The following is a 12,631-nucleotide window of genomic DNA, read 5'->3' as shown; positions in this document are numbered from 1 at the left end:
GAGTTTATGAAGAAATTAGGATTGTGCGTAGTTTTTATTCAGCTGTTAGTCACGGCTGTGGCACAACAAAGTTACCATACAGTAATAGATACCGTTGATTCGCCAAATGGTCCAATGTTAATTTATAGTAATCATACATGGGGTTATCTTTCTGATCTTAATTTTGATGGTGTAATGAATGTTTCAATTCATGAGCAGGTAGCTTTAGATACCAATTATAATTATAAATCACATTGGACGTGTGATGATGTGATTACTTGTAATACGAATGATTTTAGCAATTTGAAAGATACCATTTGGCTATGTGTTTTAGATAGTTTACACAATGATTTCTCTATTCCAATTAATGGTTTAACAACATCGAGATATGGTTACCGTAGAGGAAGAAGACATAATGGTATAGATATTGACCTGGAGACGGGAGATACAATTTATGCTGCTTTTAATGGAAAAGTTCGATATTCTCAATATCATGACCATGGTTTTGGAAATTTAGTAATTCTAAGACATTATAATGGTCTTGAAACTTATTATGGCCATTGTTCTAAATTATTAGTTGTACCAAATCAGTTTGTAAAAGCAGGTGAGCCAATTGCATTGGGAGGAAATACTGGTCGTTCAACAGGTTCGCATTTGCATTTTGAAGTTAGGTTTTATGACAATCCTATTGATCCAGAATTTATTTTTGATTTTGATAAGAAGGATGTGAAGGATAATTTGTTTGTACATTCAGGAGTATTTGCACCTGGTGGCGTATCCTCAATTTCAACAAGTGGGCATGATCATGGCGGCGGATCAACTTCAAATGCATCATCGCATCGCGTACGTTATGGTGAAAGTCTTTGGACGATATCTCGACGTCATGGTACAACCGTTTCTAAATTGTGTAGACTAAATAATTTAAAAGAGACTGATGTTCTTAAAATAGGACAGGTTTTAAAGTTGAGATAATGAGGACTAAAAAGTTTATTATATCGATAGATGGCGGCGGCATTAGAGGTATAATTCCTTTGGTTCTTTTAAGAGCTATTCAAAATAAAATTATTACTGATTTAAGATCTTTTAATCCTGATTGGTGGGGGACTTCAACAGGGGCTTTAATTTCTAGTGGGATTGTTGTCCAAGACGAGCCTGATTTTAATGATGCGGTTCAAAACATATTGGATTTATACGAATTCAGAGCGAAATTTGCTGTGCAACAAGGTGCTGATCATTCACCTTCAAAAGCGTTTCAACATTTAATTGATGCAAATTTTGGTACGGTCAACCTGGAGAACTTAGACAATCTAAATATAATTGCTTCGGAAAAAGAGTCTCTGAATCCCGTAATCTTTAATCAAAGTAATCCTACAATTTTGGCTGAAGCAGTTAAAGCAAGTTGTGCTTTTCCTGGTCTATTTCCAGCAGTTAAAATTAAAGATGATTTTTATGTTGATGGTTTCTATAAAGCAAAAAATCCTTCTCGACTCAGTTTGAGTAAATATCAAGAGAGTGATGACCTAATTATTTTGAGTTTAGGTACAGGTGTCTTACCAATAAATGATCCGGCAGAAATAATTGCAAATCAAGATTTAAATCACTTAAATGAATTGCATAAAGCAGGGAGTATTAAACATTTTCGAATGAACCCTGAATTAATCTTTGCGAATGCCGCAATGCAGAATGCGACGGCAAAAAACATTTTAAATTTAAGAAAGGATGCGCAACGATTTGTGCATAATAATCCAAAATTAATAGACGATTTTTTAAGTGCTTTGACAGCTTAAAAATTTAAGGTAAATATTTTAATAACTGTTATTTAATTCATGTAAAGGTTTGGAATTAGGTAATTTATGTATATTAGAATCATCTAAATATCAAGTCTATGTCTTTTTTTAAAAAACTATTTGGTGGATCATCTGCAGCTGAAGTTACAGGTTCTACTATTAATCAAAAGGTGAATATTACACAGTTACCTATCAGTTTTGGCAGGTTCTCCGAAAGCAGTCGTTCTAAAGAACAGCTAAAATATTGGACCAGCTCTGTTGCCAAATACAATACAAAAAATTATTACGAATCGTATAAAGATTTATTAGCATATCTGAAGGATGAAGCTTCTGACAGTATTAAAGTGGAGAGTAATAATGGTGAGTTAAATTTCGAATTGATTCAAGGATCGAAAAAAATAAATGGTACGGCAGGACCTAACGGTTTTACAGGTGAAGTTAAAATGGTTAGAATGAACGAGCCGAATATCGCTGTTATGAGTAAGCTCATGTCAATTAATTATGCACTTTTCTATAGTAAGTTTGCTGTGGATGAAGATAATATTGTAGTAATGAAGTGCAGTTCGAAGGCGATTGATGGAACGCCGAATAAATTTTATTATGCTTTTCAGGAATTAGCGAAGAAAGCCGATTTATATGACGACTTATTATTGGATGAATTCTCTTCGTTAGAAGCGATAGATATTGACCATCAAATTCCAATTTCAAGAGAATTACAGGATAAAAAGTATTCATTTTTAATCAACTGGATTAATGCTGAAAAAGAGAAAATAAAGGCATTAGATTTTGAGAAAGATGCGGGTAAAATTTCTTTTCAATTATTGTATTTGGCTTATAAAATTGATTATTTATTGACTCCTCATGGAACGACAACAAATAAATTAGAGCGATTACAGCAATTGTATTTCGCGAAAAATAATGACTCTACCCAAGCCAGAAATAAAGGTGTAATCGCACTTTTTGAAGAAATTTTAAAAACATCAACAGAGAGGATTAAAGCTGGGTTTTATGATGTTCATGCGACATTTAGTCTAAATAATATTGTTGACTACAAGGTTGTACGAGATATGATTCATAACGAGCGAAAAAAAATTCATGGTTATCTTGATAAGCAGCACACAACCGGAATTGAAGAAATGTATGGTTATATATTTGCTTATACGCTTTTTAATTATCGAATGATCAAACCACTTGAGGAGACGTTCAATTTGGCAATGATGGTACTTAATCATGATTATTATATAGCGATGGGTAGTGAAGTAGCTCTTATAGATGAAAGTGGTAAATTAAAAGCGCAAACTATTATCAATATAATAAATGCAATAGAAATGGAGGCCCGAATAACGCACCCAAAGTTTAGTATTCATCCTGCAAGTTTAAAATTTACCAACAAAATTCAATTTTTAGACAGCTTAGCGGCAGCTTTAGAGATTGTTGATTTAAATGTTAAATAATTCTAACCCCATGAAAGAGATTATAAACAGATATAAAGACGTAGTTGTACAAATACATACTCCATTTGCTTCGGGTAGTGGATTTATTATGAGAGGACATGAAATCATTGTTACCAACCGACATGTTGTACAAGGGAATAGTGAGGTTGTAATTAGAGGTGAAAACTTTAATAAGACCCTTACTGAAGTCTTATATACAGATGCAAAAAATGATATTGCATTTTTGAAAATACCCGCAGCTGTTCAGAGTTCAACAAATATTGAAATCAATAAATTGCCAGTTGAGGCTGGAGATGAAATTTTAGCAATTGGGCATCCTTTAGGTTTAAGTTTTACAGCAACCAGAGGAATTGTTTCAAAAGCATTAAGAGATTTTAATGACGTTGACTATATTCAAGTTGATGCGGCAATAAATCCAGGGAATAGTGGAGGGCCATTGGTGAATGAAAATGGTGAATTGGCAGGGATTAATACATTTATTTATAAAGAAGGTGAGAGTTTAGGTTTCGCTTTACCAGCAGGAAAAATGGATGAACTGATTAAAGAGTATAAATCCACCGCCGATGGAAAAAGAGCTGCTAAATGTACTTCATGCACGAATATTGTAACAGAAGACACCCTGCAAGATAATTACTGTTCTCATTGCGGTAATAAGTTTGATATAAAAGAATTTAAGCCTGTGCCATATGCTCCTGAAGGTATTGCTGATAAAATCGAGCAAGTTCTACAAGATCTTGGGAAAGATGTAAAGCTAGCAAGGGTAGGGCAGACCATGTGGGATATAAAAGAAGGAAGTGCACTCATTAAAATCAGCATAAATAAAAAGAATGGTTTTATCTATGCTGATGCTACTTTAGGAGGTCTACCAAAGCGTCAAATTAAAGAGCTTTATACTTTTTTACTTTCTGAAAATAATAGCCTGCAAGGGATTTCATTTTCTGTAAGTAGACAAAATATTATTCTTGGGTCTATCATTCACAGCCAAGATTTTAATGTAGAAATAGCGCGTGAGGTTTTTGACACCCTATTTAAAAAAGCAGATTATTATGATGACGTTTTGGTTGACCAATTTGGTGTGATAATGAGTGAAAATGTTTAGACTTATTGCGGGTAAAAACCGTCAACTGTTGAAAGCCAAATAGTATTTGCTAAATCTTTATCATTCTTACTATAAATATTCGACATTTTGATATGCATTCGATTGATGTTTTTGCCTAGTTTTATTTTTTTTCCAACAGGTACATACACTTCGATAACGGGATGTTGCAATCTAATTTTGTCTGCTCTAGGAATGGAATAGTAAGGAGCGATTGATAATTCGTTTCCTTGTACATGCATATTATAGCTAAAATTTTCAGCATTTTGTGTTGCTGTCTTTAAAGATTTTCCGTTGCTTTCTTTTATCAAATTAATTCTAAAGTTTGAAGAATCATTACTTTGACGTAAGACAATTTTTGCCATACCTAATTTGATATTATCGTCTTCTATTTTCATTAATTGACTGGGATCAAAAACTTCATCGAAATTCAAATAATTAGAAAAATAAGGATCGTCCATAACATTAATTTGCAGAACATCAATGCTGTCAGCGCTAACTAAATAGTTTTTTTCAACAGAACTGTGACTTGTTAATTGAATACCAACTTGGCTTCCACAAAAGAATAACGTAATTACAGCGAGCACCCATATTATTAAACCGCTTCTACTAATCACTTGATATTTACCTCTTAACGTGAATAATAATTTTATACCAGCCATGAGTAAACCAACCAATGGTAAGATGGTACAAATGATAAGTGCAATGTAGATTATCATTGTATGTGTAGAACCAACACTAATGGTATCAATTAATGTATAAATATTCGGGATGAAATCACTGTCAAAAAATGGAATAAGGTTACTATTGCCCAAATAAATGATTGAGAGGATTGCTAAAGCGAAAAGGCTACCAACAGTTAAACCGAATCCAATAATTTGGGAGATAATATGGACCACTTTACTACCTGAATGAGCAACATTAGAAACAGATCTATGGATATTGTTTTTTAAGTCGGCCTTTTTAGCTGTATTCGTAATGTTGTCTTTAATATTGGTTATGTGTGATTTAATATTCTCTAGATTAACGGGTTCTCCGCGCATTTCTAACTTTTCAGAAGTTGTTTTAGCTTCAGGGACTACTATAATTAATATTATATATAAGAGAACACCTGATCCGCCTGCAATGGCAAGAAAGACAAATAATATTTTAAACAGGATAGGGTCAATTCCAAAATAGTAACCTAGTCCTTCACAAACACCAGCAACGGTCGAATTGTCTTTGTCGCGGTATAAGCGTCGTGATTTGTTTTCTTTTGTGAAATTCTCTTCTCGTTTCGAAGAAGTTGACTCATCTTCTTCTTCGTCAATAAAATCTTCTGGCCTCCCTAGAATGGAAATAATTTCATCTATATCAGAAGGATTGATTACTTGTTTACTAGGAGATATTTTCTCTGTAAATAATTCGGCAATACGAGCCTCTATATCTGCTAGAATTTCATCTCTTTCAGCTTCATTTAAAAATTTGTCTCGAATTGCGTTCAAGTATTTTTTTAAAGATTCGTATGCCTTTTCTTCAATGTTAAAGATCAATCCGGCGATGTTAATATTTAAAGTCTTATTCATCTTATTTGTTTTTAGAAATGATATTCACTGCAGTTTGTAATTCGACCCAAGTATGCTTGAGTTCTTCTAAGAATGTTTTGCCTTCTTCGGTTATTTCGTAATATTTTCGAGGAGGTCCAGAAGTAGATTCAACCCATTTATAACCTAATAGATTGGCATTTTTAAGTCGTGTTAAAAGTGGATAGAGTGTGCCTTCAACAACTATTAATTTGGCACTTTTAAGCGTTTCAATTATTTCGGAAGGATAGGCTTCTTTTTGAGAAAGAATGTTTAGAATACAATATTCCAAAATTCCTTTTCTCATTTGAGCCTGTGTATTGCTTACTTTCATTTGTTAACTTTTATGATCGACGGGGCAAATATATGTAATTATATAGTACTATGCAATACAAAGTACTATGTAATAATTGTTTTCCGTATCAATGAAAGACTATTCTTCTTGTTAAACTGGTTGATTGTTAGTTCTGTAAGGTGGTTTTTTTAATTTATTTATAAGCCGAATTAATTTGGGGTATATTTTAATAAGTGTTAATAACAGGTCAAATAGGAGGCTATTTAATGCTAGATTACTGGAATTATTGAACAAAAAAAGCCGTGCTATATTGAATAGCACGGCTTTAATATTTAAAAAGTTTATGTTAATTCACGTGGAACTTAACCATTGTATCTTCTTTACCTTTAATATAGATTTCTAATAAAAAATCATTGTTACCACAGTTTATAATTCTTGAAGTTTTAAACTGATATGCATTGTGCCCACCAGGAACATCCTTCAAATCTAATAAAGTATGCTTTTCTAAGGCTCCCGTTTCATGATCAATTTTATATGTTGTTAAGAAACCACCAGCTCCGTTTTTATGTTGTGCAGGAACGCCTCCTTCAGAATCTAAATCGATATTTTTAAGATTATCAACAAAGGCTACATAATCAGCATTTTTTGTTTCCATGTACGAGAAACTCATTTGCCCCAATCGAACACTACCAGATTGATTTTTTGGCAATTTTTTAATCCATACCAATTCACCATCTGAATTGATTTTCATTGTTACTATGTTTCGGTAGCGATACGTTTTACTATTTCTAGAACTACCTGTAGAGCTATATGTTGAATTGATTTCAATAAATTGAACCTCGCCTATACAATATACCGAACCATCATCCTTAATGATGTAATCCGTTAAATTTAAATCTGAAATACCTGCTTTGCCTTTTTCTTCTCTTTTTGCGACAGCTTTTTTCTGACCTTTACTTAGGTTTTGTTGGATAAATTCTTCTGTAAAATCGAATGTTTTATTTTCTAGTAATTCTCCTTCATTTGAAATAGAAAAATATAGTAAACCATTAATATTAAATGAAATTGTCCCTCTCGCGAAAGCATTCGCTTTATATTCAATTCCATTCGCATAGAATCCAGCACCAATTAGATTTCCATTAGGATCTTCTCTTAGTCTAAATTCTCTTACCAAGCGATCAGTTGATAAATTTAAGTCGACTATATTTAATTCTTCTGATTTATTGACTGAAAACAATTCATAATTATTTGAAATTTTATTATTTATAATCATTTTAGCCTCACCACTATTTGTTATAGCGTAACAAACATTATCCATTTCAGCTTCAGTATATGGCATTTTAATTTCAGTTCCCCATAATTTATTCAATGAAGCATCAAATGCATAAAAACCAATTTCATCATAATTTTGCGCATCTCTTTTTGAAATTTGCTGTAACGTATAATGAACAAGTATTTTAGATTCGTCTTGAGATTTTTCGACTAAAAATTTATAACCTTGCCCAGTAAAAGCATTGTGACTTTTGACATTAGACATGTCAACAGGTATGTTTGAGTTCTTTACGGGTCTACTTGATGTTAGCAAAGCTTGTTCTTCGTTAAGCGTTCCGTCTTCGGTATTAATTTCTCTAGCGTAAAGTGTAAATGTATCTTCAGGCTTGTTAAACGCTTCGTAAATTAAAAAGATACGTTTATTTAACTGAATAAATTCTTGAAATTTAGCGTATTTAGGTAAATCATCATATTCGTTTCTCGTTACTTCTTTCATTCCGTTGACATCGTATTTTTGAATAATCACGAATTCAGTTTTCATTTTTGCCATATATACATATCCGTTTTCGTGGGATATATATTCTTTGCTTGGGGCATCAACAACGCGATAAGGATCGCCTGAAGTTACCGTATAATCGGAAGAGATTTTTGAATTTTGAGCTTGGGTAATTGTAGGTAATAATAATAAGCCTAAGGCAATTGTTTTGAATACTTTCATAGCATTAATTAGTGTTTTTTTCGCTAAACTACCGTTTTATATTTAAAAGGCGGCAAAATTCAGTAAAAATGCTCTTTAATTCTCCGTGAAAAGTTGAATATTTTTTACCCAATTGATTCTAAATCACTTGTCATCCTAAGTCGTTCGATTAATTTATCAGCGACTCTAAACGAGTTGGCGTAAATTGTGAAAGTATGTGGAACACTGCCACCTGTTGGCATAAAACTTCCATCAGTGACATATAGATTGTTAACTTCGTGCGCTTTACAGTTCTTGTCTAGTACAGTCGTTTCAGGATCATTTCCAAATCTACAACCACCCGCAATTAAATTAGTTGGTGGATTGCCATTAATAGAGCGATTAATATCTATTGCACCAACGTTTTTCATCACTTTTTCAGCTTGTTCCGCCAAATAATTCCCGACAATCAAATCGTGTTCGTGGTAACCTAGTTTAACCTTGCCTACAGGATCATTCCATTTGTCTTTAACCGTTTCGTCAAGACTGACATTACAATTGTCAGTAGGTAGCCAATCACAAAAGATTTCATATCTCACGCGTTTTTGTTCGGTAAAATAGTCTTTTAAATTCTCCTTTAAAGCAGAGCCATATAATAGCGTATTGCCTTTATATTTAGATCTGAATGCTTTCGGCATTGGATTGGCATGTTCTATTAGAAAGTCTATCGTTCCACCTTTTAGCCTTTCTCCTAATTCAGGTGCATTGTCTATTTCGTAAAAATCTAATAAGGTTTGATTCACAAAGGTTAATGGTGCGTCAAATTTAGCACGATCTTCTGTTGAAAGTTGATCGAAACGAATACTGCCAGAGCCAGCACCACCGCCTGCAAAGATTAAATTCTTCCCAACTTGTCCATTATTATTTCCAATTCCATTTGGAAATTCATCTGATTTACTCATTAATAATAATCGGGCGGTTTCAATTGCTTGGCATGCAACAACAAAAATATCTGCTTCAACACTTTGTTTCATATCGTTAAAATCGTAATACCAAACCTTAGAGATATTCCCTGTTGAGTCGTTTTCTAATTTGAACACCTTCGAATCAGGACGTATTTCGCAATTACCTGTATCTAAAGCAATATTGATTAAGGCAGCTCTTGAACTCGCTTTGGCATCTGATGAGCAACCGAAACTCCCACAATAATTCGAATGATAGCAAGGTTGTCTTTTATCTTTAGGTTCTGAAATTATTCCGCGTGCTGCTGGCACGATATTAAATCCTTCTTTTTTTCCACCTTCAACAAACCAGTCTGCAACAATATTAGTTTTAAGAGGCGGGTAGGGGTAATCAGGCGTTGATCTTGGTTCGAGGTTCTTGTGTGGCAAAACTTTGCCAGATACACCAATAATCTCTTCAACTTTTGTATAATAAGGTTCTAATTCGTCGTATGTAATCGGCCAATCAACAATATTAGCACCTTCAATTGGACCATATTCTGATTTTAAACGAAAATCTTTTGGTTTCAATCGATGGAAATATGCACTCATAAAGTTCGATGATCCTCCAACACAACTGCCATTCCAAAGGTCAGAACCTGTATCTTCTGTAGATTGCGCATACCATTTACCTTTACTATCCTTCTTCTCTACAACATGACGTTCGTCTTTTAGATGCGGTGTATAAGCATCTCTTCTTGTAGCGGTCATTTCATCTTTGGTAAAGTCTTTGGTTTTTAACCAAGGTCCTTTTTCAAGTACAAGTACTTTGAAACCAGCTTTAGAGAGTTCATATATTATTGGGCCTGCACCGGCACCACTTCCAACAATGCAAATATCGTATTTAGCGTTCGACATAAATTTTTATTGCTTTATTTTCAATTGTTTTTTCATCAAAACTTCATATCTCAATTCTTCAGTAGGTCTTGGAAAACCAGGTGTATGATTCAACCATTTCCAACCTTTCTCTTCTTTATTTCCACCATAAAGAGGATCTAAAAGCAAAGCTTCAAAAAGCAAAGTCACCATGGCTGAAACCCATTTTTTGCCATATTTGGTTTTAACCATTTCGTCAATAAATGCCGTTCTATGGTTAGCGGGAATACTATAAAAATTCGTTTGTTTTAGTTGAATAGCTTTTTTGTTGACCCAATCTAAGCCATCAATAATAAATGTATTGGCTTCTTGTTTTCTATTCAAATCATCTTGAATAGCCCAAATGAAATAACCAAATGCATTGATATCATCTGCGCTGGGCCCATTTCCATCATCCGGAAAAAGCACATTTAAGGTCGTTTCAAGGACTAATGATTGTTGTGCATTAAGCACATCATTATTCGACTTTAGTTCGGTTGAGCAGGATGTAAAAAGGTTTATTTGAGTCATTGCTCCAGCAAGCAGACCTGCTTTTAGCAATTTACGCCTATTTACTTGCCATGTTGAAATTGAATCAAGTAAATCGGGTGCTATTTCTTTATCGTCAATCATAAATAAATGAATTACTGTAAAGTTAAAGAAATAGACTTAGAATAAGGGCATAAAAAAACCCGATTATAAACATAATCGGGTTTTAATATCTTAGAGGAGTTGATTACTCACCACCTTCACAAGCACCACCTTCGCAAGCACCAGCTTCACAAGCGTGTTCAGCGTCTCCACCTTCACATGCATGATCTTCTACAGCTTCTTGTACATCATCAGCAGCATCTTCTACAGCATCACCTGCATTTTCAATAGCATCACCAGTAGCTTCAGTAGCGTCGTTAGCAGCATCAGCAGCTTCATCACAACTAAATGCGAACATTGCTGTTGCAGCAACTAATACAAATCCGATTTTTCTTAAGTTTAGAACGGTCTTTTTCATAATTTGATTTTTTATTTTTTAATATTGATTCATGTTGAATTTCTTCACACGAGTCAAAAATAATTATTTTTTTTTACTTTCCTACTATTTATGTGTATTTGCTGTGTTTTTTTGCTAAAAAAAAGCAATAAAACTGAGGTGTTTAGCTAAACTTTTGTGGAAATTTATTTGATTTTTAATTCTATACAAACTTTATTTTCTAAATGGCCTACAAGTTTGTCTCCAATTTTAACAGGACCGACTCCTTTAGGCGTGCCTGTATAAATTAAATCACCAGTTTTAAGTGTAACGAATTGGGAAATATATGAAATGATATAATCTATTGAAAAAATCATATCGCAGCTATTTCCTGATTGAACAGTTTCTCCATTGAGTGCAAGCCCAAAATTTATATTATTCAGATCAATATTCTTTTTATTCAAGAAAGTTGCACTCAGAACAGCGCTATTGTCAAAAGCTTTAGCCTTTTCCCAAGGCAAACCCTTTTCTTTGCATTCTTGTTGAATATCACGTGCTGTAAAATCGATACCTAAACCAATTTCATTGTAATAATTAGGAGCATTTTCTACTGTAATATGTTTACCTACTTTTGATATTTTAACAACCAACTCAATTTCGTAATGTAGATCATTTGTAAATTCAGGATAGTAAAAATCTCTCGTTTTAAGTATTGCAGTATCAGGTTTAAAGAAGAAAAGAGGCGAAGTTGGTAAACTGGCATTCATTTCCTTCGCATGGTCTGAATAATTTCTGCCAATGCAAATAATTTTCATGCCTTATTGATTGAATTTATTTTTTAATTGATCGATCTTATTAACCAAATTCTCTTGGGCTTTCATTTTAAGATTCGTTCGATTCTCTTTTTCAGTCAAGATAATTTTAGAAATATGTTGATCTAATATTTTCTTGGTAATTAAAGGGAAATCGTTATCCATTATCCACCTATGATAACCTGGTTCTTTTTTATAAACCTCTTGTAAGGTTTTACCATTGTGTTTTCCAAAATTATATAAGACGTCACCTTTTTCATTCATCGCCAAACGGCCAACAAAATCAATTTTTTTATTGGCACCTTGTTGCGTGAATTCTTCTAAAAAGTCAATATCGTTTTCTACTTCTGGGTACCTGTCAATTTGAGCTTTTAATATTTCAAAAGTAGCACGGGTATCCGCTTCAGCACTGTGTGCATTTTCAATTGTTTGATCGCAATAGAACTTATATGCAGCAGACAATGTTCTTTGTTCCATTTTATGAAAAACGGTTTGCACATCAATGCATCTTCTGTTTTCCATAGAAATTTCAACGTTGTGATTCAATAACTCTTCTAATAAAAAAGGAATATCAAACCTGTTGGAATTATACCCTGCCAAATCAGCATCACCGATAAAGTCTTTAATTTCGTTCGCTAATTCACCAAAAGTTGGCTCATTTTTAACAGCTGCATTTGTTATGCCATGAATTGCTATTGACTCTTCTGATATTTGAATTCCCGGGTTAATTCTTCTTGTATAGGTCTCCTCACTTTCGTCAGGTCTAATTTTTAGAATTGAAATTTCAACTATTTTATCTTTTGAAATATTTAGTCCAGTCGTTTCAAGGTCAAAGAAAGCCAAAGGCTTTTGCAGGTTAAGCTTCATTAAATATA

The 12,631-nt window shown here is 33.4% G+C and carries 12 protein-coding genes; 4 read left to right on the top strand and 8 right to left on the bottom strand.

What is annotated here, in order from left to right; all coding sequences use genetic code 11:
• Window positions 1–6 precede the first annotated feature (6 nt).
• The 4 genes from T367_RS22520 to T367_RS0114395 all read left to right on the top strand — a co-directional run bounded on the left by T367_RS22520 (window position 7) and on the right by T367_RS0114395 (window position 4,319).
• The gene (locus T367_RS22520) at window positions 7–951 is read left to right on the top strand and encodes a M23 family metallopeptidase (RefSeq protein WP_051568569.1); all 945 of its coding nucleotides are present in this window, start codon (window positions 7–9) and stop codon (window positions 949–951) included.
• On the top strand, window positions 951–1,766 hold the full coding sequence (locus tag T367_RS0114405; RefSeq protein WP_027420483.1) for a patatin-like phospholipase family protein: 816 nt from the start codon (window positions 951–953) through the stop codon (window positions 1,764–1,766). The genes T367_RS22520 and T367_RS0114405 overlap by 1 nt, the downstream gene beginning before the upstream one ends.
• A gap of 98 nt (window positions 1,767–1,864) precedes the next feature.
• On the top strand, window positions 1,865–3,220 hold the full coding sequence (locus T367_RS0114400) for a hypothetical protein (RefSeq protein ID WP_027420482.1): 1,356 nt from the start codon (window positions 1,865–1,867) through the stop codon (window positions 3,218–3,220).
• 10 nt (window positions 3,221–3,230) lie between these two features.
• The gene (locus T367_RS0114395) at window positions 3,231–4,319 is read left to right on the top strand and encodes a trypsin-like peptidase domain-containing protein (protein WP_035844478.1); all 1,089 of its coding nucleotides are present in this window, start codon (window positions 3,231–3,233) and stop codon (window positions 4,317–4,319) included.
• 2 nt (window positions 4,320–4,321) lie between these two features.
• On the opposite strand, the gene T367_RS24085 is transcribed toward T367_RS0114395, so the two are convergent.
• The 8 genes from T367_RS24085 to T367_RS22500 all read right to left on the bottom strand — a co-directional run bounded on the left by T367_RS24085 (window position 4,322) and on the right by T367_RS22500 (window position 12,623).
• Window positions 4,322–5,881, bottom strand: a complete 1,560-nt coding sequence (locus T367_RS24085) for a PspC domain-containing protein (protein ID WP_027420480.1) — start codon at window positions 5,879–5,881, stop codon at window positions 4,322–4,324.
• Window position 5,882: 1 nt separating this feature from the next.
• Window positions 5,883–6,212 (bottom strand): PadR family transcriptional regulator, encoded by a 330-nt coding sequence (locus tag T367_RS0114385; RefSeq protein WP_027420479.1) that lies wholly within the window; start codon window positions 6,210–6,212, stop codon window positions 5,883–5,885.
• A 307-nt stretch (window positions 6,213–6,519) separates the two neighbouring features.
• Window positions 6,520–8,163 (bottom strand): hypothetical protein, encoded by a 1,644-nt coding sequence (locus T367_RS0114380; protein ID WP_027420478.1) that lies wholly within the window; start codon window positions 8,161–8,163, stop codon window positions 6,520–6,522.
• Window positions 8,164–8,267: 104 nt separating this feature from the next.
• Window positions 8,268–9,980, bottom strand: coding sequence for a GMC family oxidoreductase (locus T367_RS0114375; protein WP_027420477.1), 1,713 nt, complete (start codon window positions 9,978–9,980; stop codon window positions 8,268–8,270).
• A gap of 6 nt (window positions 9,981–9,986) precedes the next feature.
• A complete protein-coding gene (locus tag T367_RS24080) occupies window positions 9,987–10,610 on the bottom strand; it encodes a gluconate 2-dehydrogenase subunit 3 family protein (protein ID WP_051568568.1) in 624 nt (207 codons plus the stop codon).
• 103 nt (window positions 10,611–10,713) lie between these two features.
• Entirely contained in the window at window positions 10,714–10,986 is a 273-nt protein-coding gene (locus T367_RS22505) for a hypothetical protein (protein WP_035844257.1), read from the bottom strand.
• Between the two features lie 164 nt (window positions 10,987–11,150).
• Window positions 11,151–11,759, bottom strand: a complete 609-nt coding sequence (locus T367_RS0114360) for a fumarylacetoacetate hydrolase family protein (protein WP_027420476.1) — start codon at window positions 11,757–11,759, stop codon at window positions 11,151–11,153.
• A 3-nt stretch (window positions 11,760–11,762) separates the two neighbouring features.
• Entirely contained in the window at window positions 11,763–12,623 is an 861-nt protein-coding gene (locus tag T367_RS22500; RefSeq protein ID WP_072032211.1) for a 3'-5' exonuclease, read from the bottom strand.
• Window positions 12,624–12,631: the final 8 nt, after the last annotated feature.

This window comes from Crocinitomix catalasitica ATCC 23190, from assembly GCF_000621625.1.
In the GTDB taxonomy this organism is placed as follows: Bacteria; Bacteroidota; Bacteroidia; order Flavobacteriales_D; family Crocinitomicaceae; genus Crocinitomix; species Crocinitomix catalasitica.
This window is presented reverse-complemented; position numbering and strand designations above follow the sequence as displayed.